This is a genomic window from Frateuria flava, assembly GCF_017837635.1.
In the GTDB taxonomy this organism is placed as follows: Bacteria; Pseudomonadota; Gammaproteobacteria; order Xanthomonadales; family Rhodanobacteraceae; genus Frateuria_A; species Frateuria_A flava.
On record NZ_JAGJRS010000021.1, the window covers coordinates 212,836 to 234,790 of the forward strand.

General features: G+C 70.3%; 23 protein-coding genes. 12 read left to right on the top strand and 11 right to left on the bottom strand.

Features of this window, described 5'->3' with window-relative positions:
• Positions 1 to 23 precede the first annotated feature (23 nt).
• From J7I44_RS11375 to J7I44_RS11395, 5 genes are all read right to left on the bottom strand, one after another.
• Complete coding sequence (locus tag J7I44_RS11375) at positions 24 to 779, bottom strand: DUF4336 domain-containing protein (protein WP_209620610.1); 756 nt, start codon at positions 777 to 779, stop codon at positions 24 to 26.
• A gap of 5 nt (positions 780 to 784) precedes the next feature.
• Positions 785 to 1,468, bottom strand: coding sequence for a YecA/YgfB family protein (locus J7I44_RS11380; protein ID WP_209620611.1), 684 nt, complete (start codon positions 1,466 to 1,468; stop codon positions 785 to 787).
• Between the two features lie 6 nt (positions 1,469 to 1,474).
• Entirely contained in the window at positions 1,475 to 2,245 is a 771-nt protein-coding gene (gene xth / locus J7I44_RS11385; RefSeq protein WP_209620612.1) for an exodeoxyribonuclease III, read from the bottom strand.
• 31 nt (positions 2,246 to 2,276) lie between these two features.
• Entirely contained in the window at positions 2,277 to 3,638 is a 1,362-nt protein-coding gene (locus tag J7I44_RS11390) for a cation:proton antiporter domain-containing protein (protein WP_209620613.1), read from the bottom strand.
• 84 nt (positions 3,639 to 3,722) lie between these two features.
• Positions 3,723 to 5,780, bottom strand: coding sequence for a M3 family metallopeptidase (locus J7I44_RS11395; protein ID WP_209620614.1), 2,058 nt, complete (start codon positions 5,778 to 5,780; stop codon positions 3,723 to 3,725).
• Between the two features lie 96 nt (positions 5,781 to 5,876).
• Between J7I44_RS11395 and J7I44_RS11400 the strand changes: the two genes are divergently transcribed.
• Positions 5,877 to 6,407 carry a gamma carbonic anhydrase family protein gene (locus J7I44_RS11400; protein ID WP_209620617.1) on the top strand — a complete coding sequence of 177 codons (531 nt, stop codon included), beginning with the start codon at positions 5,877 to 5,879 and terminating at the stop codon, positions 6,405 to 6,407.
• Here J7I44_RS11400 and J7I44_RS11405 read toward each other — a convergent pair.
• Together J7I44_RS11405 and aroE are read right to left on the bottom strand one after the other, a co-directional pair.
• Positions 6,392 to 6,892, bottom strand: a complete 501-nt coding sequence (locus J7I44_RS11405; RefSeq protein ID WP_209620620.1) for a hypothetical protein — start codon at positions 6,890 to 6,892, stop codon at positions 6,392 to 6,394. The genes J7I44_RS11400 and J7I44_RS11405 overlap by 16 nt on opposite strands.
• 230 nt (positions 6,893 to 7,122) lie before the next feature.
• Entirely contained in the window at positions 7,123 to 7,962 is an 840-nt protein-coding gene (gene aroE / locus J7I44_RS11410) for a shikimate dehydrogenase (RefSeq protein ID WP_209620624.1), read from the bottom strand.
• Positions 7,963 to 8,079: 117 nt separating this feature from the next.
• Here aroE and J7I44_RS11415 point away from each other — a divergent pair, with 117 nt between their 5' ends.
• Both J7I44_RS11415 and J7I44_RS11420 read left to right on the top strand, forming a co-directional pair.
• Positions 8,080 to 8,295 carry a hypothetical protein gene (locus tag J7I44_RS11415; RefSeq protein WP_209620628.1) on the top strand — a complete coding sequence of 72 codons (216 nt, stop codon included), beginning with the start codon at positions 8,080 to 8,082 and terminating at the stop codon, positions 8,293 to 8,295.
• A 110-nt stretch (positions 8,296 to 8,405) separates the two neighbouring features.
• Entirely contained in the window at positions 8,406 to 10,496 is a 2,091-nt protein-coding gene (locus tag J7I44_RS11420; protein WP_209620631.1) for a putative bifunctional diguanylate cyclase/phosphodiesterase, read from the top strand.
• Positions 10,497 to 10,587: 91 nt separating this feature from the next.
• Here the strand turns inward: J7I44_RS11420 and J7I44_RS11425 are convergent, their stop codons facing one another.
• On the bottom strand, positions 10,588 to 12,072 hold the full coding sequence (locus J7I44_RS11425) for a RimK family protein (protein WP_209620634.1): 1,485 nt from the start codon (positions 12,070 to 12,072) through the stop codon (positions 10,588 to 10,590).
• A 206-nt stretch (positions 12,073 to 12,278) separates the two neighbouring features.
• On the opposite strand from J7I44_RS11425, the gene J7I44_RS11430 reads away from it, so the two are divergent.
• Complete coding sequence (locus J7I44_RS11430) at positions 12,279 to 12,761, top strand: GNAT family N-acetyltransferase (RefSeq protein WP_209620638.1); 483 nt, start codon at positions 12,279 to 12,281, stop codon at positions 12,759 to 12,761.
• Positions 12,762 to 12,886: 125 nt separating this feature from the next.
• Here J7I44_RS11430 and J7I44_RS11435 read toward each other — a convergent pair whose 3' ends face one another.
• Positions 12,887 to 13,570, bottom strand: a complete 684-nt coding sequence (locus J7I44_RS11435; RefSeq protein WP_209620641.1) for a hypothetical protein — start codon at positions 13,568 to 13,570, stop codon at positions 12,887 to 12,889.
• 62 nt (positions 13,571 to 13,632) lie between these two features.
• On the opposite strand from J7I44_RS11435, the gene lptM reads away from it, so the two are divergent.
• The 7 genes from lptM (at position 13,633) to J7I44_RS11470 (ending at position 19,224) form a co-directional block, all read left to right on the top strand.
• On the top strand, positions 13,633 to 13,818 hold the full coding sequence (lptM, locus tag J7I44_RS11440) for an LPS translocon maturation chaperone LptM (protein ID WP_209620644.1): 186 nt from the start codon (positions 13,633 to 13,635) through the stop codon (positions 13,816 to 13,818).
• A 5-nt stretch (positions 13,819 to 13,823) separates the two neighbouring features.
• Positions 13,824 to 14,675 carry a diaminopimelate epimerase gene (gene dapF, locus J7I44_RS11445; protein ID WP_209620647.1) on the top strand — a complete coding sequence of 284 codons (852 nt, stop codon included), beginning with the start codon at positions 13,824 to 13,826 and terminating at the stop codon, positions 14,673 to 14,675.
• Between the two features lie 204 nt (positions 14,676 to 14,879).
• Positions 14,880 to 15,566 carry a DUF484 family protein gene (locus tag J7I44_RS11450; protein WP_209620650.1) on the top strand — a complete coding sequence of 229 codons (687 nt, stop codon included), beginning with the start codon at positions 14,880 to 14,882 and terminating at the stop codon, positions 15,564 to 15,566.
• Complete coding sequence (gene xerC / locus J7I44_RS11455) at positions 15,563 to 16,456, top strand: tyrosine recombinase XerC (RefSeq protein WP_209620937.1); 894 nt, start codon at positions 15,563 to 15,565, stop codon at positions 16,454 to 16,456. Before J7I44_RS11450 ends, xerC begins: the two co-directional genes overlap by 4 nt.
• Positions 16,457 to 16,613: 157 nt before the next feature.
• The gene (hslV, locus tag J7I44_RS11460; protein WP_209620653.1) at positions 16,614 to 17,165 is read left to right on the top strand and encodes an ATP-dependent protease subunit HslV; all 552 of its coding nucleotides are present in this window, start codon (positions 16,614 to 16,616) and stop codon (positions 17,163 to 17,165) included.
• 70 nt (positions 17,166 to 17,235) lie between these two features.
• Entirely contained in the window at positions 17,236 to 18,573 is a 1,338-nt protein-coding gene (gene hslU / locus J7I44_RS11465; RefSeq protein ID WP_209620656.1) for an ATP-dependent protease ATPase subunit HslU, read from the top strand.
• Positions 18,574 to 18,609: 36 nt separating this feature from the next.
• Positions 18,610 to 19,224, top strand: a complete 615-nt coding sequence (locus J7I44_RS11470) for a hypothetical protein (protein ID WP_209620659.1) — start codon at positions 18,610 to 18,612, stop codon at positions 19,222 to 19,224.
• A gap of 233 nt (positions 19,225 to 19,457) precedes the next feature.
• Here J7I44_RS11470 and J7I44_RS11475 read toward each other — a convergent pair whose 3' ends face one another.
• Complete coding sequence (locus tag J7I44_RS11475; protein ID WP_209620662.1) at positions 19,458 to 20,069, bottom strand: cation efflux transmembrane domain-containing protein; 612 nt, start codon at positions 20,067 to 20,069, stop codon at positions 19,458 to 19,460.
• A gap of 140 nt (positions 20,070 to 20,209) precedes the next feature.
• Here J7I44_RS11475 and rbsK point away from each other — a divergent pair, with 140 nt between their 5' ends.
• On the top strand, positions 20,210 to 21,103 hold the full coding sequence (rbsK, locus tag J7I44_RS11480) for a ribokinase (RefSeq protein ID WP_209620665.1): 894 nt from the start codon (positions 20,210 to 20,212) through the stop codon (positions 21,101 to 21,103).
• Positions 21,104 to 21,328: 225 nt separating this feature from the next.
• On the opposite strand, the gene J7I44_RS11485 is transcribed toward rbsK, so the two are convergent.
• Positions 21,329 to 21,865: a YciE/YciF ferroxidase family protein gene (locus tag J7I44_RS11485; RefSeq protein ID WP_209620668.1), complete on the bottom strand. Its 537-nt coding sequence runs from the start codon at positions 21,863 to 21,865 to the stop codon at positions 21,329 to 21,331.
• Positions 21,866 to 21,955: the final 90 nt, after the last annotated feature.

Below are 21,955 nucleotides of genomic sequence, written 5' to 3' on the forward strand. Positions count from 1 at the left end.
GGCGGTCGCGCCCGGGGGTGCTCCTACAAGGGGCCCAGCCAGGCGAAGGCGCGACGCAGCTCGGCTTCGCCGTGGTCCAGGAAGCACCGGCCATGCGCCAGCAGGATCCGCTGCGGATGCCAGGCGAGCATGCGTTCGAGGCAGGCACGCGCCTCGGCCTTGTGGCCCAGGTAGGTCAGGCGCATGTCCAGCGGCATTTTGCCTTCGGGCGCGAGCACGCCGCCGACGCGCGCGAGCCAGCGCATCGGTGTATCGAGGCGGTCGGCGTCGAAGTTCTCGATCAGGTCGGCCAGGATCAGCGTGGCGCTCGGGCGGTGCAGGAACACCACTTCCTCGATGGCGCGGCTGCCCTTGAATCGCAGCTGGTCGAGCGTGCCGGCCCAGGCCGCCGGCGCGGTGTCCTCCAGGTCGGCGTCGAAGTGCACCTCGATGCGCTGGCTTGCGGCACGCTCGCGCACGCCCGGCGAAGCCCAGGCGACGGCCTGCGGGTAACGCCGCTTCCAGGCGGCGATGTGCGTGTAATGGATCTTGTTCGGCGAGACCAGGTGACGCACCGGGCCGAGCGCGTCGACAGCCTCGAACAGGGACGCATCCGGCGCGATCGGCGAGTGGCACCACAGCCCGCCATCGGGCAGGCGCACCACCGTCATGCGGGTCGGGAACGGCGCGCTCATGCCCAGCGGCGCGGCCATGCGCACGATCGGGCCATCGGCGATCCAGAGGTCTGGCGCAACCGGCTTGAGCGTGTTGATCGGTGCGTAGAGCGCCGGACCGCTCACGCCGGTCAGTGCACCCAGTGGCCGCTGCGCTGGCGCGGCGGCGGCGGCGCTTCCTCGCCCGGCGGCGGGGGCGTGCGGGCGAGCGCGGCCAGCTCCGCTTCGGTGGCCGGGTGCTCCTGCCAGTAGTGGTCGACCGCGCCCAGCACCGGCGCGACCTGCGCCAGGCACTCGTCGTATTCCTCGTCGGTGAGTTTCTCGAACTCGGCCTCGGCCGAGAGGATGCCCTCGTCCACCGCCAGCGCCATCACCGGACCGAGCATCTCCATCAGCTGCGGGTCCTCGGCCAGGCGCTTCTCCCACAACGCGGCACGTAGATCGATGCCGCGGCTGAAGCCTTCGCACCAGCCGGCCGCCGATAGCGCCGGGCCGGTGTCGGTATCGACTTCGCCCAGGATCGGCTCGTACGCCTCGACGTCCAGCTCGACGCGGATCGAGTCATTCAACTTGGCCAGCAATTCCAGCACGCGGTTGCCTTCGGCCTCGTCGACGAAGGGATCGTGCAGCACCTCGGGCAGCCACTCGTCGGGCAGCACCTCGAGCGGGCCGACGGCGATCGCCGAGAGCATGCCGTGCACGCCATCGAGCAGCAGGCGCCCCTCGTCCGCGTGGCCGCGCAGATAACGGTCAAGCTCGTCCAGTTCCTCGTCGGTGAGGGAGCTGGGCCATTCTTCAGGCGGAGTACTGTTCATCGTTCCTCAGATATCCAGATCGAGCGTCACCGGGGTGTGATCGGACGGCCGTTCCCACTGGCGCGGCACACGGTCGATCGCGGCCGCCCGCGCGGCGCCCTTGAGCGCCTCGCCAAGCAGGATCAGGTCGATGCGCAAACCCAGGTTGCGGCGGAAGGCGGCCTGCCGGTAATCCCACCAGCTGTGGTGGCCGGCGTCCTGTTCGAACAGGCGGAAGCTGTCGTGCAGGCCCAGCCCGGTGATCGCGTTGAGCGCCGCGCGCTCGGGCACCGAACACAGCACCGAGTCGCGCCAGGCGACCGGGTCGTGCACGTCGCGATCGTCCGGCGCGATGTTGAAGTCCCCCAGCACCACCAGGTTGGGATGGCGCTCGTGCTCGCGCGCCAGAAATTCGCGCACCTTGGCCAGCCAGTCCAGCTTGTAGTCGTATTTCGGATCGCCCACGGCCTTGCCGTTGACCACGTACAGGTCGACCACGCGCAGGTCGCCGACGGTGGCGGCAAGGATGCGCCGCTGCGGATCGTCCAGCCCGGGGATGTCGGTGACCACGTCGGTGGGCGCCTGTCCGCGCGTCAGGATCGCCACGCCGTTGTAGGTCTTCTGGCCGGAGAACACCGCGCGGTAGCCGGCCGCGGCCAGCTCGTCGACCGGGAACTTCGCGTCCTCCAGCTTGGTTTCCTGCAGCGCCACGATGTCCGGTTGCGCCTCGGCCATCCACTGGGTCAGTTGCGGCAGCCGCACCTTCAGCGAGTTCACGTTCCAGGAGGCGATCTTCATCGGCCCATTGTAGGGGATGCGCCGGGCGCGGCTATCGGCGCGCGGCCGCCTTGCGCTGCTGGCGTGCCATGCGTCGGCGCCGCCAGCTCAGCAGCGGCTGCGCGCTGAAGCCGTGCACCACCACGCTCAGGGTGATGGTGGTGACCACCACGCCGGCGACCAGCCGCGCCGGCTTGCCGTCCAGCCCGTGCAGCAGCGCATAGGCCAGGTAGTTCAGCCCGCCGATGCCGCGGATGCCGAGCCAGCCCAGCAGCAGGCGGCGGCGCCAGTGCAGCTGCATGCCGATGGTGGTGATCCAGGTGGCGAGCGGCCGCACGAGGAGGAACAGCACGCCGGCCAGCAGCAGCGCCTGCGGCTCCCAGTGGCGCGCCAGCGCGATGCCCAGCAGCAGCACCAGCAGCGGGCCGAGCAGGTGCTCCATGACGTTGCCGAAGGTCAGCGCCTCGGTCACCAGGTGACCGACGATCTCCACCGGCTGGTCGCGGTCGACGCCGCCGTCCAGCACCGGGCGCACCACGAACTCGGCCGGCGGCGTGCGGGTGATGTCGCGCTCGTGCGGCAGGCGCGGATGCGGGTGCTCGCGCATCACGCCGACCTCGACCGCGCGCATGCCCACGCCCGCGGCGAACGCGGCCAGATAGCCGAGCGCGCCGATGCCTTCGGCCACCGCGTAGGTCACCGCGACCAGGCCGGTGATGAGCAGTGCACCCGGTCCGGGGTCGCGCCCGATCCGCATCAACTGCGTGCCGAGGCGGCCGACCAGCCAGCCCAGCCCGAAGCCGAGCGCGAGCCCGGCGCCGATTCCCCACACGAGATTGAGCAGCGCCCACTCGCCGACGGCGCCCCATGAGAGCCCGCCATGCAGCCAGGCAAGCGCCAGCAGCAGGAATGGCATCGCACTGCCGTCGTTCATCCCGGCCTCGCCGGAGAGCGCCACGCGCAGGCCGTCGTGGTCGGCCGCGTTGTCCACCGCGATGGTGCTGGCCAGCACCGGGTCGGTCGGCGCCAGCATGGCGGCCAGCAGCAGCGCGAGCGGCCAGTCCAGATCCAGCAGCAGGTGCGCCGCCAGCGCGGTGCCGGCGATCGACAGCGCCATCGCCGGGAACGCCAGCCGCCGCGCCACCCGCCACGGCCGCGCGCGCCAGGGCATGCGCAGCTTCAGGCCGCCGACGAACAGCGAGATGATCAGTGCCACCTCGGTCAGCCGTTCCAGCCAGCGCGCGTCGGCCAGGAAGTTGACGTCGAGCAGGTACAGGCCCCACGGCCCGATCGCGACGCCGACCACCAGGTACAACGCAAACTGCGTCAGCGGCAACGGCCGGATCCAGCCGGCCGCCAGCGACATGACCATCAGCAGGGCGCCGCTGGCCGCCATCCATCCCAGAAAACCCATCTCGGTTTCCGTCGACCGAACCGGCCCCTAGCCTCGCCGGGGCGGCATCGACAGCGGATGAACAGCGCCGGCCGCGCCGGCCGGTCAGGTCAGCCCGTGGCTGCGCAACAGCGCCTCCGGCTCGGGCTTGCGGCCGCGGAAGGCAATGAAGCTTTCCAATGCGGGACGGCTCGCGCCGACGGCAAGGATCTCGCGGCGGAAGCGCTCGCCGGTGGCCTGGTCGATCACGCTGCCGCCGTGCTCGGTCAGCTCCTCGAAGGCGCCGAAGGCATCGGCGCTGAGCAGCTCGGCCCACAGGTAGCTGTAATAGCCGGCCGCGTAGCCGCCGGAGAAGATGTGCGTGAAGGCATGCGGGAACCGCTGCCACGCCGGCGGGTGCAGCACCGCGACCTGGTGGCGCACCTGCTCGAGCACTTCCATCGTGCGCGCGCCGCGCTCGGCGTCGTATTCCAGGTGCATCAGGAAATCGAACAGCGCGAACTCGAGCTGGCGCACCAGGAACAGCCCGGCGTGGTAGTGCCGCGCGGCGAGCATGCGCTGGTAAAGCTCCTCGGGCAGCGCCTCGCCGGTCTGCCAGTGGCGTGCGAACAGATCCAGTGCCTCGCGGTTCCAGCCGAAGTTCTCCATGAACTGGCTGGGCAGTTCCACCGCGTCCCATTCCACGCCATCGATGCCGCCGATCGAGGGCAATGCGATCTCGGTCAGCAGGTGGTGCAGGCCGTGGCCGAATTCGTGGAAGAGGGTGAGTACATCGTCGTGCTTGAGCAGCGCCGGCTTGCCATCGGTGGGCGGAGCGAAGTTGCAGGTGAGGAAGGCGATCGGCAGCTGGTGTCCGGCGGCATCGTCGAAGCGCGCGCGGCAGACGTCCATCCAGGCGCCGCCGCGCTTGCCGTTGCGCGCGTAGAGATCGACGTAGGCGCCGGCGAACACGCGCCCGTCGGCGTCGCGCACGTCGTAGTAGCGCACGTCCGGATGCCACACGTCGACGTCCTCGCGCGGGCTGAGCGTGATGCCGTAGAGCCTGCCGGTGAGCGCGAACAGGCCGTCGAGCACCGCCGGCAGCGGGAAGTACGGCTTCAGTTGCTCCTCGTCCAGCGCGTAGCGCTGCTGGCGCAGTTTCTCCGAGACGTAGGCGACGTCCCACGGCTCGAGGTTGTCCAGGCCCAGTTCGGCCTGCGCCCAGGCGCGCAGTTCGTCCAGCTCCTGCTGCGCCACCGGTCGGGCGCGGGCGGCCAGGTCGTGCAGGAACTCCAGCACCTCGGTCGGCGAGGCGGCCATCTTGGTGGCCAGCGATTCCTCCGCGGCGTTGGCGAAGCCGAGCAGCCGCGCGGCCTCGTGGCGCAGCTTCATGATGTCCTCGATGCGCGCGCTGTTGTCGAACTTGCCCGCGTCCGGGCCCTGGTCGGAGGCGCGGGTCTGGTAGGCCCAGTAGACGCGCTCGCGCAGGCTGCGATTGTCGGCATGGGTGAGCACCGCCTGCACGCTGGGCTGCTTGAGCGTGACCAGGAAGCCTTCCAGGTCCTGCTCGGCGGCGTAGCGACGCAGCACCGCGCGCGAGGACTCGGGCAAGCCTTCGAGGTCGCGTTCGTCGGTGACGTGCTCATGCCAGGCCTCGGTCGCGTCCAGCACGGCATTGGCGAACTCGGTGGACAGGCGCGAGAGCGTCACGCCGATCTCGCGGTAGCGCGCGCGCGCCGGTTCCTCCAGCGCGACGCCGGAGAGCCTGAAATCGCGCAGCGCGTGTTCGACCAGCGCGCGCTCGGGCCGCGGCAGCGTGGCGAAGGACGGCGCGTCGGCCAGCGCCTGCACTGCCGCATACAGCGCGCGGTTCTGGCCCAGCTCGATGGCATGCTCGGTGAGTTTCTCCTCGGCCGGCCCGTACACCGCGCGCAGCGCCTCGCTGTCGGCCACCGCGTGCAGGTGGCCGACCGGCGCCCAGGCATGCGCCAGGCGCTGTTCCAGTCGCTCCTGGGTGAGCATCACCGTGGCGAAATCCTTCGGCGCGTCCGGCGCGGTCAGCGCGTCGATGCCGGCGCGGTAGTCGGCCAGGATGGCGTCGATCGCGGGTTCCACGTGCTCGGGCGTGATTTTCGAGAAGGCGGGAAGCGGCTGGTCGGCGAGCAGCGGGTTGTGTTGGTCCATGAAGAACTCCTTGGGATCGTTCCAGCGTGGCGACCGGGCTGGGCGAATTCAAGCCGCGCCGCCACCGCCGGTGTGTGCTCACTTACAATCGGGCGGATGAACAATCTGCGCATGTACAAGGGCATCGCGCCCACCCTCGGCCAGCGCGTGTATGTCGATCCGGCTGCCAGCGTGATCGGCGACGTGGTGCTGGGCGACGACGTGTCGGTCTGGCCCGGCGTGGTGCTGCGCGGCGACGTGCACTTCATCCGGGTCGGTGCGCGCACCAATATCCAGGACGGCACCATCGTGCACGTCAGCCACGAGGGGCCGTACGGGCCGGGCTTTCCCTGCCTGATCGGCGAGGGCGTGACGATCGGCCACGCCGCGGTGGTGCACGCCTGCACGCTGGAGGACTATTGCCTGATCGGCATGCACGCGACCGTGCTCGATGGCGCGGTGGTGAAGAAGCACGGCTTCGTCGGCGCCGGCGCGGTGATCCCGCCGGGCAAGGTGGTGGGCGAGCGCGAGCTGTGGCTGGGCAATCCGGCCAGGTGCGTGCGCGTGCTGACCGACAGCCAGGTCGAGCAGCTGCATTACTCGGCCGAACACTACATCCGCCTGAAGGACGCCTACCTGGCCGGCTGAACGGCCCGGCGCGCCCGTGCCTGCAGGATCGCCGCGCGTGCCTCGTGCCGGCGCACTTCCAGGTGGCGCTGCGCGGCGAGCTTGCCGGCCAGCAGCGCCAGCAGGTAGTTGTCCGCATCGAAGTCGCGCAACAGGCGCAGTTCGCGTTCGGCTTCGTCCAGCTCGCCATGGTCGATCGTCTGCTCGACGACCTTCGTGGCCGCGGGGAACAGCCGCTGCAGCGCCTCGCGGGTGGCCGCGTCGTCCGGCTCCAGGCCGAGCACGCTGAGGTAGAACTCGTAGGCGTTGCTGCCGGCCGGGGCCAGCAGGCGGTGCTCGCGTTCGGCGCTCTGCGCCAGTGCCAGCAGGATGGCGCGCCCGCCCGCCTCGTCGTCGGAGACGTGAGCGACGGGTGGTCGCCGCAGCAGGCCCAGCACGGCCACGAGCAGGAGCAAGGCGCCGACGGCCAGCCAGGGGTGGCGAGTGGGGGCGGGAGAAACGGACATGCAGGGGTCGCCAGTGGCCCGCGCAGGGTCGCGGCGGGCGCACGGTAGCGAGGGCGCGTTGCAGTGGCATGACTCGCGCGGCCGGTCGACGCGCCAGGGGCGGCCGTGTTCACGCATGCGCGAGTGCACGCGAGGCGAGCGGCATTCGCGCGCCCGGCAGCGGTCCGCCTGGCGGCCACGCGCGGGACGCCCCTGCAGGAGGCCTTGGCGTGCTGCCGTCCGCGGGAATATCAGGCCAGCGTTGCGCGCAATTGCGCGTACACCGGGTCGGTGTCCGGCCGGCGGCCGTGCCATAGGGCAAAAGCGTCGGCAGCCTGCTCCACCAGCATGCCCAAGCCGTCGCAGGCGGACCTGGCGCCGGCGCTCCTGGCCCACGCCAGGAAGCTCTGGGCGCTGCGGCCATAGGACAGGTCGTAACCGACCGTCTGCGGGTTGGCCAGGCCGGGCGGCAGCGCCAGTGGCTGGCCGAGCACGCCGGCCGAGGTGGCGTGCACGATCAGGTCGAAGCTGCCCAGATCGGCCAGGTCCTGCCAGTAACGCGCACGTGCCCTCGTCACGCCCAGGGCGCCGGCGAGCGCGGCGGCGGCGTCGGCGGTGCGGTTGACGATGGTCAACTCCTCCACGCCCGCGTCCAGCAGCTCCCATGCCACGCCCCGCGCCGCGCCGCCGGCGCCGAGCAGCAGCACGCGGCGGCCCTGCAGCGCGCACTGCTGGCGACCGGCAAGGTCGCGCACCAGCCCGGCGCCGTCGGTGTTGTGTGCGGCCAGGCGCCCGTCCGCCAGGCGGGTCAGCACGTTGGCACTGCCGGCGCGGCTGGCGGCCGGCGTGCGCTCGTCGGCCAGCGCGAAGGCGGCGGCCTTGTGCGGCAGGGTGATGTTGGCGCCGTGGGCGCGCGCCAGGAACCGGCGCACCGCATCGGCGAAAGCGTCGGGCGCCACATCGAACGCGGTGTACTCGAGCGCGATGCCGCATTGCTCGCCGAACAGCCGGTGGATCGCCGGCGACAGCGAGTGGCTGATCGGGTGGCCGAACACCGCATAGCGTGCGGGAGGGTCGATGCCGGGCGGCATGGGCGGTCCGTAGGGGGCGGTTGGTGCGCGCATTCTAGGCACGCGCGCGGTCCGTCGCAGCTGCTGAGATGGGCGGCCCGGAGCATGGCCTTCCACCGTCCTTCGGAGTCTTTCGCCATGCCCGTCACCCGTTCCCAGGCGTTTACCTTCCAGCTGGCCGCCGGCGCCGGCCTCTGGGCGCTGCTCGGCGCCTTCGTGCTCGCGCTGACGCCGGTGCCGGCGCATACCGAGGCGCTGGGCTGGGCGCCGCTGTTCTGGTTGCTGCTCGCGCCGCTGTGCGTACTCGCCGGCCTGCGCCTGCGGCGACTGGGACTGGCCCTGCCCGTCGGCTGAACATTCAGCCAGGGGCAGGGCCGCGCCCGCTCCGGACCGGCCCGTTGTGCTACAACGCGCGATCGATTTCGCGACGCGCTGGCGTCCGGCTGGGGGCCGGCAACACGGGCATGATGGCGGTCAGTTACAACCCGTGGCTGGTGTTGCTTTCGCTCGCGCTCGCCGCGCTGGACGCCTATGTCGCGTTCAGCGTGGTTGGCCGCATCGCCCGCTCGCGCGGACCGGTCGCCGTGCTGTGGACGGCGTTCGGCGCGCTGGCGATGGGCTCGGGCGTGTGGGCCATGCACTTCATCGGCATGCTGGCGCTGCAGGTGCCGATCCCGCTCGGTTACGACAGCCGGCAGACCACGTTGTCGGCCGTGCCGGTGGTGCTGGCCACCGGCGCCACGCTGTGGCTGCTCGCCCGGCACCCGACCCGCACCGGCGCGGTGCTTGCCGGTGGCGTGCTGGGCCTGGGCATGACCGCGATGCACTACCTGGGCGTGGCCGCGCTCGACATGCAGCCGGCGATCGCCTGGCGTGCACCCTGGACGGCCGCCTCCGTGCTGCTTGCGCTGGCCGGCTCGATTGCCGCGATCGCCCTGCACAGCGTCATCTGGCGCAGCGACCGGCGTCGCCGCTGGTGGCTGCGCGTGCTGGCCGCGCTGATGCTGGGCGGCACCGCCACCGGGGTCCACTACCTGGGCATGATCGCGATGCAGTTCGCGCCCGGCGCGGTGAGCCTGCAGGCCCGCGCCGGCCTGCACGGGCTGGGTCTGGGGCTGGCGGTCAGCCTGGTCTCGGGCTTGCTGCTGCTGCTGACGCTGGGGGTGAGCCTGGCGCACCGGCAGCTGCAACGGCACACCGAGGCGATCTCGCGCGAACTGGGTCAGGCACGTGATGCACTCTCCTGGCTGGCCTATCACGACGAACTGACCGCGCTGCCCAACCGCGCCAATGTGCTCGACCTGCTCGACCGCCTGCTGCCGCTGGCCAGCGAAGAGCGCTTCGAAGTGGCGGTGTTGTTTGTCGACCTGGACGGCTTCAAGTCGATCAACGACACGCTCGGCCACGAGGTGGGCGATGAGTTCCTGCGTTCGGTGGCCGACGCACTGCGCGCCAGCGTGCGCAGCCGCGACACCGTCGCGCGCTTCGGCGGCGACGAATTCGTGGTGGTGCTGGAGCGCTTTCGCAGCGAGCAGAACCTGAGCGCGATCTGCCAGAAGATCCTGAGCCTGGTCAGCCACCCGGTAACGGTCGCCGGGCACAGCGTGAGCGCCACGCCCAGCATCGGCGTGGCAATGTTCCCGCGCGACGGCGCGGATGCCGCCAGCCTGCTGCGCCACGCGGACCTGGCGATGTACAGCGCCAAGGAGCACGGCAAGGCCGGCTACTGCTTCTACCAGCCGCGCATGAGCGAGCAGGCGCGCGACCGGCTGCTGCTCTCGGCCGAACTGCGCGAGGCGCTGCAGCGCGAGGAGCTGGTGGTCCATTACCAGCCGAAGGTGGCGCTGGACACGCGGCGCGTGGTCGGGCTCGAAGCGCTGGTGCGCTGGCCACATGCCGAGCGCGGACTGCTGCTGCCGACGCATTTCGTGCCGCTGGCCGAAAGCAGCGGCCTGATCGCCCAGCTCGGCCGCGTGGTGCTGCGCCAGGTGGCGCGCCAGCTGGCGCTGTGGCGCGCGCGCGGACTTCCGCTGGTGCCGGTGGCGATCAACGTGTCCCTGCAGGAGATCCAGGACGGCCAGTTCGTCACCGGCCTGCTCGGCACGTTGCGCGAGTTCGGGTTGCACCCGAGCCTGATCGAGTTCGAGATCACCGAATCGGCGGCGATGAAGAACGCCGAGCACACGCTGCGCCAGTTGCGCCAGCTGGAGGCGCAGGGGTTCCGCATGGCGATCGACGATTTCGGCACCGGCTTTTCCAGCCTCAGCCAGCTGCGCCAGTTGCCCACGCAGACGATCAAGATCGACCAGAGCTTCGTGCAGGGCGCGGAGCGCAACCCGGCCGACCGCGACATCACCGAGGCGATCATCGCGCTGGCACGCAAGCTGCGCCTGGGCACCGTGGCCGAGGGCATCGAGACCGAGGCGCAGGCGGCGTGGCTGCGCGAGGCCGGTTGCGGGACCGGGCAGGGCTTCCTGTTCGTGCCACCGCTGCCGGCCTCGCAGGTGCCGGCGCTGCTGCTGGCGGAGCGTACGCCGGCCTCCAGCATCCCGTAGGCGCGCCCTCGGGCGCGACCGCCATACCGATCGTGCGGCGAGTGTCGACCCCGCGGTCGCGCCCAAGGGCGCTCCTACAGGGATCGAGCAATTACCGACCGATGCCCAGGCGCTTGTGCTCCATGCGGCGCAGGAACTCCTGCATGATGCGCCGGTAGAGGTCCACGCCCAGGTAGGCATCCTCCACGCCGGCATCGATCGACGGGTTGTCGTTGACCTCGATCACCACCGGCTTGCTGCCGACCTGCTTCAGATCCACGCCATACAGGCCATCACCCACCGCCTGGGTGGCCTTGAGCGCCAGCTTGACCACTTCGGCCGGCGCGTCGCGCACCGGCACCGTCTCGAAGCCGCCGGACTTGGCGGTGCCCTTGGCGCCGTGGTTGTAGATCTGCCAGTGCCCGCGCGACATGTAGTACTTGCAGGCGTACAGCGGCTCGCGGTTGAGCACGCCGATGCGCCAGTCGAAGTCGGTATAGACGAACTCCTGCGCCAGCAGCAGCGCGCTGTGCGAGAACAGCTCGCCGGCCGCCTTCTCCAGCGCGTCGGCGTTCTCCACCTTGACCACGCCGCGCGAGAACGAGCCGTCGGGGATCTTGAGCACCAGCGGGAAGCCGAGCTTGGCGGCGGTCTCCTTCCACGCCTTGGCGTTGTCGCGGTAGAGGATCTCGGTACGCGGCACGGCGAGCTTGCGCGAGACCATCAGGTCGTTGAGGAAGATCTTGTTGGTGCAGCGCAGGATCGAGGTCGGATCGTCGATCACCACCATGCCTTCCTTCTCGGCGCGGTGCGCGAAGCGGTAGGTGTGGTTGTCGCTGGCGGTGGTTTCGCGGATGAACAGGCCGTCGTACTCGGCCAGGCGCGGGTAGTCGATCTTGCCGATCGGGTCGACCTCGATGCCCAGCTCCTTGCCGGCCGCGATGAACGTCTTGAGCGCCTTCTTGTTCGACGGCGGCATCGCCTCGTTCGGATCGACCAGCATCGCGATGTCGTAGCGGTAGAGCTTGCGCGTGCGGGGCTTGCGCCAGAGCTTGCGCGAGAAGCGGTCCAGCTCCGCGGCGAAGGCGTCTTCCTGCGCATCGTCCAGCGTGTGCAGGCCGACCGGCTTGATCGAGGCGACCTGCCACACGCGCTCGCGCTCGAACTCGATGCGCAACAGCGGGCAGGGGAACATTTCGAACAGCTGCCGGGCCAGGTCCTGCAACGCCGGGTAGGCGGTCTCGCCGAAGTACACGAGGATGCCGAAGTCGGTGGTGTCGCGCCCGCCGGCCGGCAGGAAATGGGTGAGCTTGCTGTTGAGATCGTCGATGTCCAGGCCGTACAGCGAACGGCGGCGCAGGTCGTTGATGGTGCGCACCGAGGGCAGCACCTTGTGCCCGCGCGCCTCGGCCAGCAACGAGACGTAGTAGCCCGTGCCCAGGTACTTGTAGCTGCGGCACAGGTTGATCACGTGGGTGCGTTCGTCGTCGCCGCCGACCGGTTCGCGCAGGTAGTCCATTGCGCTCATGACGTCCACGGAGGGGTAGTAGGCGCTCCAGTCGGAGGCTTTCTCGACGACGATCACCAGGCGGGTCATGGCACCTCGCTACACGCAAAAGGGAAAGCCGTCGCGTGGCGGAACGAGGCGGCAGGGCGCAAGTGGGGAAGTTTGGCATAGGCGCGAGCGTGCGCAATGGCGCCACCGGCGTATCGTTCAGCGAGCTGCGCGTCGCAGCGCGGGTGGGTTCGACGGCCGCCGGGATGGGTGCTCCACGTCGACCTGCGTCTGCGTAGACTGCGCCGATGACGCATGCGCCAGCCCACGCCCCGACGATTCCCGTGCGCCGTGCCGCGCCGGCGGACCTCGACGCCCTGGTCGCGCTCGAACGGTGCGCCTTCAGTGGCGATCGCATGAGCCGGGCGCAGTACCGTCGCCACCTCGCCAGCCCACGCGCCGCCGTGCTCGTCGCCGACACGCCGGATGAAGGCCTGCTGGGTAGCGCGCTGGTGTTCTTCCGTGCCGGCAGCACGCTGGCGCGGCTGTACTCGATCGCCACTGCCCCGGCCGCGCGCGGCCGCGGGCTCGGCGGGACGCTGCTGGCCGCCGCCGAAGATGCCGCACGGGCGCGCGGTTGCCGCGGCATGCGGCTGGAAGTGCGGATGGACAACACCGCCGCGATGGCGCTGTACGAGCGCGCCGGCTATCGGCGCATCGGCCGCTACGCCGGCTATTACGAGGATGGCGCCGACGCCTGGCGGTACGAGAAGGGCCTCGCCGCTTGCTGAGGCTGGTCGCGGCGATCCTCCCGCCTTCGCGCATCGCGCCTGTGCCCGGAACGAACGATCCGGGCCAATGGTTTCAGACCGTTCGGGCCGAGGGCAGGCCGCAGGCCGGAGCCGAAGCGTGGCGCTCAGAGCGGATGCGCGATCCGGTCCGCGGTTTCCTCGTCCGGCCGCGCCACCAGCGCACCGGTGCGCATCAGGCTTACCGTGTAGTGGCCGCCGTCGACCAGCGGCAGGTAGGCGCCGCTGCCGTAGACGGTGTCGACCATCGGCAACCAGTCCGGATGGGCGCGGGCGAGCGTGACCAGGTCGTGGTCGCCGGCCTCGCGGAAGTCGACCACCGTGCGCATCGCGCTCATCTCGTCGGCCGGATCGTCGTAGCGGCCGGACAGGCGGTCCAGCCGATACAGCGGCGGCAGGCCGGCGAGCACGGCGGGCAGCTTCCACTTCAGCACCAGTGCCTCGATGCGCCAGGCATCGCCGGCCAGCGCCACGTCGCGGCGCTGGCCGTCGGGCCAGGTCAGCGTGAGCGCCCAGCGCTGCGGCGAGAGGATGCGCGCGTCGACGGTCACCACTGGGGCTTCCTCGCCGAGCAGGCGGTAGCCGCGCAGGGTCCAGCCGGCGCCGGCGAGCAGCAGCGCCAGGCCCAGCCCGATCAGCAGGAACAGCGTGCGCAGGATCGCCGCGAACGGACGCCGCGCCCGCAGGCGGCGGCCGAGCGCCGCCAGTTGCACCAGCGCGAACAGCAGCGCCAGCGCGGCGAGGATCCACAGCAGGGTACTCGGCAGCTGCAACAGCGTGGCCCAATCCATCGAAGACGACCCGCGACGTTATGATGCGCGCATCATAGCCGCCGCCTTCGTCGAGGAACCCGATGCGCCGATCCATCCTCTGCACCGTCCTGCTGCTGGCCGCGGGCCTGCTCGCCGGTTGCGGCAACAAGGGCCCGCTGGTGCTGCCGCCCGGATCGTCGGGCAACGCGGTGGCGCCGGCCGCGACCGCGCCGGCACCGGCCACGACCGCGCCGGCACCGGCCACGAGCGCGTCGCTGCCCGACTGACCCTGATGCGCTTTTCCAAGATGCACGGCATCGGCAACGACTTCGTCGTGGTCGACGCACGCCAGGCACCGCTTGCGCTGCCGGCCGCACAGATCCGCGCGCTGGCCGACCGCCACACCGGGATCGGCTGCGACCAGCTGCTCAGCGTCGAAGCGCCGCGGGATCCGACCTGCGCCTTCTACTACGGCATCTGGAACGCCGACGGCACCGCGTCGGGCCAGTGCGGCAACGGTGTGCGCTGCGTGGCGGCCTGGCTGCATCGCGCCGGCGCGTTGGCCCTGGACACGCCCGTGCGCATCGAAAGTCCCTCCGGGCCGGTGCGCGTGCGCCTGCTCGACGCGCACCGCGTGACCGTCGACATGGGCGAGCCGGTGTTCGAGCCGCCGCGCATTCCGTTTGCCGCGGACACGCAGGCCGCGTCGTATCCCCTCGACCTCGCCGAGGGGACGGTGCAGATCGGCGCGGTCTCGATGGGCAATCCTCACGCGGTGGTGGCGGTGGCGGACCTGGCCGACCCCGTCCTCGCGCGCCTCGGGCCGCAACTCACCGCGCATGCGCGGTTTCCTGAAGGCGCCAATGCCGGGTTCGTGCAGATCTTGAACCGCGGCCACCTGCGCCTGCGCGTGCACGAGCGCGGCAGCGGCTGGACCCGCGCCTGCGGCACCGGCGCCTGCGCGGCCATGGCGGTGCTGCGCGCGCGCGGCCAGGTGGACGAAAGCGTGCAGGTCGACCTGCCCGGCGGACGCCTGCAGATCGACTGGCCCGGTCCGGGCCAAACGCTGTGGATGAGCGGTCCGGCCGCCTTCGCCTTCGAGGGCGAATGGCTGAAGCCCTCCGGGCTCGGGAATCGTCAATAGGGAATCGGGAATCGTTTGGAGCAAAAGCGGCGCGCGCTCCAGCGACCTCGTAAGGCGCCTGCTTTTTGCGATTCCTCCACTAACGTTTCCCCATTAACGCAAAGGCATGCCCTCCCGGCGCTACCCACCATTGATGCGCGGGCGCGCGCGTCGCACACTCGGGCCTGGCCGATCCGCTGCCTGACGTTCCCTTTAGGTCGTTCCATGCCCGACACCCTGCTCGACGAGATTCCCGGCGCCACCGCGGTGGCTGCGTACCTCAAGCGCCATCCGCACTTCCTGGCCGATTACCCGGACCTCGCCGCGCAGCTGACGCTGCCGCGCAGCGAGGGGCCGGTCGCGTCGCTGGCGATGTACCAGCTGCAGCAGTTGCGCGAGAAGAACGCCGAGCTGGAGCGCCGGCTGGCCGAGCTGATCGCGATCGCCGCGGAGAACGAGCGCCTGATGCAGCGGGTGCACGACCTCAATGTGACCATGCTGCGCGCGGCCACCCCCGCGCTGGCGGCACGCAGCGTGATCAGCCGGCTGGCCAGCGACTTCCGCATCGAGCAGGTGCGGCTGCTGCTGTTCGGGCAGGCCTACGGCCTGCCGCAGGCCGAGTGGCTGGTGGTCGAGCCGGGCGGCCGTGCCGCGCTGACCGAGTTCGCCGGCTTCCAGGCCAACCACGAGCCGCTGGTCGGGCGGCTGTCGGCCGAACGCCTGTACCGGCTGTTCGGCGACCACGCGCCGGAGGTGCATTCGGCGGCGGTGATGCCGCTGGGCGAACTGGGCCTGCTGGCGCTGGGCAGCGCCGATCCGAACCATTTCCAGCCGGGCATGGGCACGCTGTTCCTGAAGATGCTCGCCGCCACCGTGGGCGCCGCGCTGACCCGCTCGCAGGAGCTCGCCTGAGCACCCACCCGCGCGCGCAGGTCGAGGCCTGGCTGGGCCGACTCGCCGGCGAGCGCCAGGCCTCCGCGAACACGGTCGCGGCCTACCAACGCGACCTGGAGAAATTGCTGGGCTGGATGGAAACCCAGGGCATCGGCGATTTCACCGCCCTGGACGCGCACCGCATGCGTGCGTTCGTGGCCACGCAACACCGCGCGGGCCTGGCGCCCAAGAGCCTGCAGCGGCTGCTTTCCTCCTGCCGCAGCCTGTTCCGCCAGCTCAGCCGCGAGGGCCTGCTGGCGCACGACCCCGCCGCCGGCGTGCGCGGTCCGAAGGTCCACCGCAAGCTGCCGCAGGTGCTGGACGTGGACGAAGCCGGCGCACTGGTGGAACACCCCGGCGAGGGCGCGCTGGCGCTGCGCGACCGGGCGATGCTGGAGCTGTTCTATTCCTCCGGCCTGCGCCTGTCGGAACTGTGCGGGCTGCGCTGGGGCGACCTGAGCCTGGACGAAGGCGAAGTGCGCGTGCTCGGCAAGGGCGCCAAGACGCGGATCGTGCCGGTCGGCAGTCACGCCGTGACCGCACTGCGCGCACTGGCCAGGGCCGAGGGCATGGCGCCGACCGCGCCGGTGTTCCGCGGCCGTGCGGGCGCGCCGATCAGCCCGCGCACGGTGCAGGCGCGCCTGAAACAGCTGGCGCTGGCGCAGGGCTTTGCCAAGCGCGTGCATCCGCACCTGCTGCGCCACACCTTCGCCAGCCACATGCTGGAATCCTCCGGCGACCTGCGCGCCGTGCAGGAGCTGCTCGGGCACGCCGACATCGCCACCACGCAGATCTATACACACCTGGATTTCCAGCACCTGGCCAAGGTCTACGACGCCGCCCACCCGCGCGCGCGCCGGAAAGGCTGACGACTCCTGCTCCCTCTCCCCTCCGGGGAGAGGGTTGGGGTGAGGGGCCGGGGCTCGCGGGACATTTCATTCTGGCCCGCCCTCCAACTGGGTACCCACGTTGAAGGCCACCCCAGCGACCCCATGTATGCCGGCTCAAGCCTTTCGCGGAGCCCCCATGGAATCGTTCCACGCCACCACCATCCTCTCGGTCCGCCGCGGCGGACGCGTCGTGCTGGGCGGCGACGGGCAGGTCACCCTGGGCAACACCGTGATGAAGTCGAACGCGCGCAAGATCCGCCGCCTCGGCAAGGGCGACGTGCTGGCCGGTTTCGCCGGCGCCACCGCGGATGCTTTCACCCTGTTCGAGCTGTTCGAGCAGAAGCTCGACAAGCATGGCAACAACCTGGTCCGCGCCGCCGTCGAGATGGCCAAGGAATGGCGCACCGACCGGCGCTTCGGCAAGCTCGAAGCCATGCTGGCGGTGGCCGACAAGGACGCCTCGCTGCTGATCTCCGGCAACGGCGACGTGCTCGAGCCCGAGCACGGCCTGATCGCGATCGGCTCGGGCGGCCCCTACGCGCAGGCGGCGGCGCTGTCGCTGCTGGAAAACACCGACATGGACGCTCGCCAGATCGTCGAGAAGGCGCTGAAGATCGCCGGCGACATCTGCATCTATACCAATCACAGCACGACCATCGAAGAGCTGGAAATCGTCAATGGCGAATAGGGAATCGTAAAAGCTCCCACGCTCCATCACGCCGCTCCTCACCATTCCCTATTCACGATTCCCCATTCCCATGTCCGAACTCACCCCCCGCGAAATCGTCAACGAACTCGACCGCTTCATCATCGGCCAGAACGACGCCAAGCGCGCCGTCGCCATCGCGCTGCGCAACCGCTGGCGGCGCATGCAGCTGGACCCGGAGATGCGCAACGAGGTCACGCCCAAGAACATCCTGATGATCGGCCCCACCGGCGTGGGCAAGACCGAGATCGCGCGGCGCCTGGCGACGCTGGCCAACGCGCCGTTCGTGAAGGTCGAGGCAACCAAGTTCACCGAGGTCGGCTACGTGGGCAAGGACGTCGAGTCGATCGTGCGCGACCTGGCCGACGTGGCCTACAAGCTCACCCGCGAGCAGGCGACCAAGCGCGTGCGCTCGCAGGCGGAGGACCGCGCCGAGGACCGCATCCTCGACGCGCTGCTGCCGCGCCGGCAGACCGCCAGCGACTGGTCGCACGACCTCACCGTGTCCTCCGCCGACAGCGACACCCGCCAGAAGCTGCGCAAGCAGTTGCGCGAAGGTGCGCTGGACGACCGCGAGATCGAGCTGGATTTCGCCATGAACGTGGGCGTGGAGATCATGTCGCCGCCGGGCATGGAGGAAATGGGCCAGCAGTTGCGCCAGATGTTCCAGAACATCGGCGGCGCGCGCACGCAGTCGCGCAAGCTGCCGATCCGGACCGCCCGCCCGCTGCTGATCGAGGAAGAGGCCGGCAAGCTGGTCAACGAGGAGGAGATCCGTGCGCAGGCGGTCGAGGCCGCCGAGCAGAACGGCATCGTCTTCATCGACGAGATCGACAAGGTGGCACAGCGCTCCGAATGGGGCGGCGCCGGCGTTTCGCGCGAGGGCGTGCAGCGCGACCTGCTGCCGCTGGTGGAAGGCTCGACCGTGTCGACCAAGTACGGCCCGATCAAGACCGACCACATGCTGTTCATCGCCTCGGGTGCGTTCTCGCTGTCCAAGCCCTCGGACCTGATCCCCGAACTGCAGGGCCGCCTGCCGATCCGCGTGGAGCTGTCGGCGCTGTCGATCGACGACTTCAAGCGCATCCTGCGCGAGCCGCACAACGCACTGACCAAGCAGTACGTCGCCCTGCTGGCGACCGAGGGCGTGGCGATCGAGTTCACCGACGAAGGCGTGGACCGCCTGGCCGAGGTCGCCTGCCAGGTGAACGAGCGCACCGAGAACATCGGCGCCCGCCGCCTGCACACCGTGATGGAGCGCCTGCTGGAGAAAATTTCGTTCGAGGCGGCGGACAAGTCCGGCGAAAAATACCTGATCGACGCCGAACAGGTGGACAAGAGCCTGGGATCGCTCGTGAAGGATCAGGACCTGAGCCGTTACATCCTCTAAACAAGCTGCAGAGACCCGTCTGGTAAAATTCCTGTCATGGGCAAGGTCATCGAACTCAAAACCACCGGCCAGCGTGCACAGCTGCGCGAGGCGCAGCAGAACCAGCACCTGATCCGGCTGTGGCGCGCCGAGCTGGAGCACGGCAGCTTCTGCGGCTACGTGGGCGGCGTCGGCCGCGAGTTCTTCCTGTTGTGGGTGGTCGGCGACGGCATCACCTACGACGGCATGTACGTGATGCGCCACCGCGACGTCTCCGAACTGGAGGCGCCGGACAAGCACCACACGTTCATGGAGAAGGCGCTCCAGCTCAAGCAGCTGCTGCCGCGCACGCCGCGCGGGTTCCCGCTCGATTCGATCCGCGAGGTGGTGCAGGCGGCCGGCCGCGTGGCGCCGGTGATCGGCGTGCACGTGGACAGCGAGGACGAGGCCGAGGTCTGCTACATCGGCCGGCTGGTCGGCGTGGAAGAGGACGGCTTCACCCTGCAGGAGATCAGCCCCGACGCCGAGTGGCTGCGCGAGGCCTCGTTCTTCGCCTGGGACGAGGTGTCCACGATCAGCATGGAAGACGGCTACGCGCAGTCGCTGCTCGCCGTGGCCGGCACGCCGCCGCCGCTGGAGCAGGGCGATTCGGGCATCGGCCACGCGCACTGACGCGCTGGCGTAGGGTGGGCTTCAGCCCACCGGGCTTCCCCGCAAGACAGCGGGTGGGCTGAAGCCCACCCTACGAGCGTTCACGCCTTGCCTCGAGATGCTCGCCACGTGCGGCGTCGTACGCTTCGCGCGCGGCGATCGCCGCAGTATCCGTCGCGGAGCGTAGGGTGGGCTTCAACCCACCGGGCTTTCCCGCAAGACAGCGGGTGGGCAGAAGCCCACCCTACGGGTGTTCATGCGTTCGCCTGGCGGTGTTCGCCTCGTGCCGCCTCCCACACTTCGCACGCGGCGTCGGCGTTCATCGCGGCGATCCCCAGACCGACGACCACATCCGGCCAGACCGAGCCGGTCCAGGCGATCACCCCGCCGGCCAGCACGATGGCCACATTGGCGAACGCGTCGTTGCGCGCCGACAGGAACGCCGCCCGGGTGAGGCTGCCGGCGTGATGGCGGAAGCGCGCCAGCACCAGCGCGCAGGCCAGGTTCACCCCCAGCGCGCCCAGGCCGGTGACCGACAACGGCAGCGGGGCCGGCGGCACCGGCAGCTGGAACTTGCGCCACAGCGCCCACAGCAGCGCCAGCGCCGGCACCAGCAGGATCGCGGCCAGGGCCATGCCCACACGCGCCCGCGCTGCGGGTGACCAGCCGAGCGCCAGGAAGATCAGCAGGTTGACCGAGGCGTCCTCGAGGAAGTCGATGCTGTCGGCGAACAGCGAGACCGAGCCGATCGACAACGCCACCGCGAACTCCACGCCGAAGTAGGCGAGATTGAGCAGGGCGACCAGGCGCACGGCACGGTGCAGGGCGGTTCGTGATCCGTCGGTGGCCGGGTCGGGTGAAGGCATGCGCGCATGCTTGCATGCCGGCACCGGGCGGGCCGTCAACGCCTGATCGTGCTTAGACAGCGCGTTCGGCGATCTGCGCGGGCCGCCTTTCCCGGCGCAACGCCCGCTATGCTTCGGGCCTGGTTTCCCAAGGATCCCGCATGGCCCGCCGTATCGTCGTCGTCGGCAGCATCAACATGGACCTGGTCACGCAGGCGCCACGCTTCCCGCAACCGGGCGAAACGCTGCTGGGCGACGGCTTCATCACGGTGCCCGGCGGCAAGGGCGCCAACCAGGCGGTGGCGGCGGCGCGGCTCGGCGCCGAAGTGGCGCTGGTCGGTGCGCTCGGTCGCGACGCCTTCGGTGAGCAGCTGCATGCCGGCCTGCGCGAGGAAGGCGTGGATCTGGCCCACGTACATCGGCTGGACGACCAGGCCAGCGGCACCGCCTCGATCACCGTGGCCGGCGGCGAGAACCAGATCGTGGTAGTGCCGGCTGCCAATGCCGGCGTCATGCCGACACACATCGAGGCCGCGCGCGAGGTCGTCGCGCGCGCGGACGTCGTGCTGGTGCAGATGGAGATCCCACTGGAAGCCATCGAAGCGACCCTGCGCCTGGGCAAGCGCGTGGGCGTGCCGGTCATCCTCAACCCGGCGCCGGCCCGGCCGCTGCCGGCCGAATGGCTCGCGCTGGCCCGCTACGTCACGCCCAACCAGCATGAGCTTGCGGTGCTGCTGGGGGCCGATCCGACCGAGGACTTCCGCGCGCTGATGCGCCGCGCGCCGGGCGCGGTGGTGCTGACCCGCGGCGGCGAGGGTGCCTGGTATCGCGAACAGGGGAATGAACCGGCGCACCAGCCCAGCTTCGATGTCGCAGTGGTCGACAGCACCGGTGCCGGCGACACCTTCAATGCCGCACTGGCGGCGTTCCTGCACGAAGGGTTGCCGCAGGCCGTACGCAAGGCCTGCGCAGCGGCAGCGCTGGCCGTCACCCGGCTGGGCGCGCAGCCGGGCATGCCGCATCGGCAGGAACTGGACGCCTTCCTGGTCCGATAGAAGGCTCCCGTCGTTTTGTGGGAGGGCAGCCGGTGTGCGGACCCGTACGCCCTGTCCGGTGCGCGTGGTCGCGCACTGGCAGGAACCGTCGTCCGGTTCAACTGGCGTCATTGCCGCGAAAGCGGGAATCCAGGGTGCTGTTGCACCAAGGGCGACACGGATTCCCGCCTTCGCGGGGACGCCCGCCTGGTGGTTTTTCGGCGGTTCCCTACAGGCATCGGCCTGCTAGTGACGCACCTCCGACGACGGGGCGTGCTTCTGTCCGCCCTGCTGTGACGCCTGCTGGTTGACGCCGCCCTGCTCGGCCAGCTGGGTCAGTTTCTGGTCGGTCGCCTTTTCTTCCTGCAAGGTCTGGTCGAGCCGCTTGGCCGCATCCTCGTGACCGATCTGCCTGGCCAGCACACAGAGCGTGCCGTAGGAGGCGATCTCATAGTGCTCGGCCTTCTGCGCGCCGGCGATCAGGGCGGCATCGCACAGCGCGCCCCGGGGCACGGTTTCAATGATCTCGCGCGCCTCGTCGACCAGCCCCTCCATGCCCTGGCACTTGATGCGCTTGAGCCGGATGTCCAGGTCCTCGACGATCCCGTCGATCCGCTCGATCTGGCCGCGCGTCTCGTGCAGGTGCTGGTCGAACGCCTTGGACAGGTCCTGGCTTTCGGCGGCGCGCGACAGGCGCGGCAAGGCTTTGGCCAGTTGCTTTTCGGCGCTGTAGATGTCCGAAAGCTCGTGAATGAAAAAGTCCTGCATGGTCTTGATGGTCATGGGCTCCTCCGGGGATGAAGGCATGCGCCGGATGGTTCGTACGGCGCCCGCCCACCGTAGGAACGCGGCCGTCACGCGCGGGTGCAACGG

What these genes read in the sequence shown, in the direction of transcription:
- J7I44_RS11485 (WP_209620668.1), bottom strand. Translation starts at nt 21,865, where the DNA reads ATGACCATCAAGACCATGCAGGACTTTTTCATTCACGAGCTTTCGGAC.
- J7I44_RS11415 (WP_209620628.1), top strand. Translation starts at nt 8,080, where the DNA reads ATGCCCGTCACCCGTTCCCAGGCGTTTACCTTCCAGCTGGCCGCCGGC.
- rbsK (WP_209620665.1), top strand. Translation starts at nt 20,210, where the DNA reads ATGGCCCGCCGTATCGTCGTCGTCGGCAGCATCAACATGGACCTGGTC.
- J7I44_RS11400 (WP_209620617.1), top strand. Translation starts at nt 5,877, where the DNA reads ATGAACAATCTGCGCATGTACAAGGGCATCGCGCCCACCCTCGGCCAG.
- J7I44_RS11470 (WP_209620659.1), top strand. Translation starts at nt 18,610, where the DNA reads ATGGGCAAGGTCATCGAACTCAAAACCACCGGCCAGCGTGCACAGCTG.
- J7I44_RS11390 (WP_209620613.1), bottom strand. Translation starts at nt 3,638, where the DNA reads ATGGGTTTTCTGGGATGGATGGCGGCCAGCGGCGCCCTGCTGATGGTC.
- J7I44_RS11475 (WP_209620662.1), bottom strand. Translation starts at nt 20,069, where the DNA reads ATGCCTTCACCCGACCCGGCCACCGACGGATCACGAACCGCCCTGCAC.
- xth (WP_209620612.1), bottom strand. Translation starts at nt 2,245, where the DNA reads ATGAAGATCGCCTCCTGGAACGTGAACTCGCTGAAGGTGCGGCTGCCG.
- hslU (WP_209620656.1), top strand. Translation starts at nt 17,236, where the DNA reads ATGTCCGAACTCACCCCCCGCGAAATCGTCAACGAACTCGACCGCTTC.
- J7I44_RS11435 (WP_209620641.1), bottom strand. Translation starts at nt 13,570, where the DNA reads ATGGATTGGGCCACGCTGTTGCAGCTGCCGAGTACCCTGCTGTGGATC.
- J7I44_RS11430 (WP_209620638.1), top strand. Translation starts at nt 12,279, where the DNA reads ATGACGCATGCGCCAGCCCACGCCCCGACGATTCCCGTGCGCCGTGCC.
- J7I44_RS11405 (WP_209620620.1), bottom strand. Translation starts at nt 6,892, where the DNA reads ATGTCCGTTTCTCCCGCCCCCACTCGCCACCCCTGGCTGGCCGTCGGC.
- aroE (WP_209620624.1), bottom strand. Translation starts at nt 7,962, where the DNA reads ATGCCGCCCGGCATCGACCCTCCCGCACGCTATGCGGTGTTCGGCCAC.
- J7I44_RS11395 (WP_209620614.1), bottom strand. Translation starts at nt 5,780, where the DNA reads ATGGACCAACACAACCCGCTGCTCGCCGACCAGCCGCTTCCCGCCTTC.
- hslV (WP_209620653.1), top strand. Translation starts at nt 16,614, where the DNA reads ATGGAATCGTTCCACGCCACCACCATCCTCTCGGTCCGCCGCGGCGGA.
- J7I44_RS11420 (WP_209620631.1), top strand. Translation starts at nt 8,406, where the DNA reads ATGATGGCGGTCAGTTACAACCCGTGGCTGGTGTTGCTTTCGCTCGCG.
- J7I44_RS11450 (WP_209620650.1), top strand. Translation starts at nt 14,880, where the DNA reads ATGCCCGACACCCTGCTCGACGAGATTCCCGGCGCCACCGCGGTGGCT.
- J7I44_RS11425 (WP_209620634.1), bottom strand. Translation starts at nt 12,072, where the DNA reads ATGACCCGCCTGGTGATCGTCGTCGAGAAAGCCTCCGACTGGAGCGCC.
- dapF (WP_209620647.1), top strand. Translation starts at nt 13,824, where the DNA reads ATGCGCTTTTCCAAGATGCACGGCATCGGCAACGACTTCGTCGTGGTC.
- J7I44_RS11380 (WP_209620611.1), bottom strand. Translation starts at nt 1,468, where the DNA reads ATGAACAGTACTCCGCCTGAAGAATGGCCCAGCTCCCTCACCGACGAG.
- lptM (WP_209620644.1), top strand. Translation starts at nt 13,633, where the DNA reads ATGCGCCGATCCATCCTCTGCACCGTCCTGCTGCTGGCCGCGGGCCTG.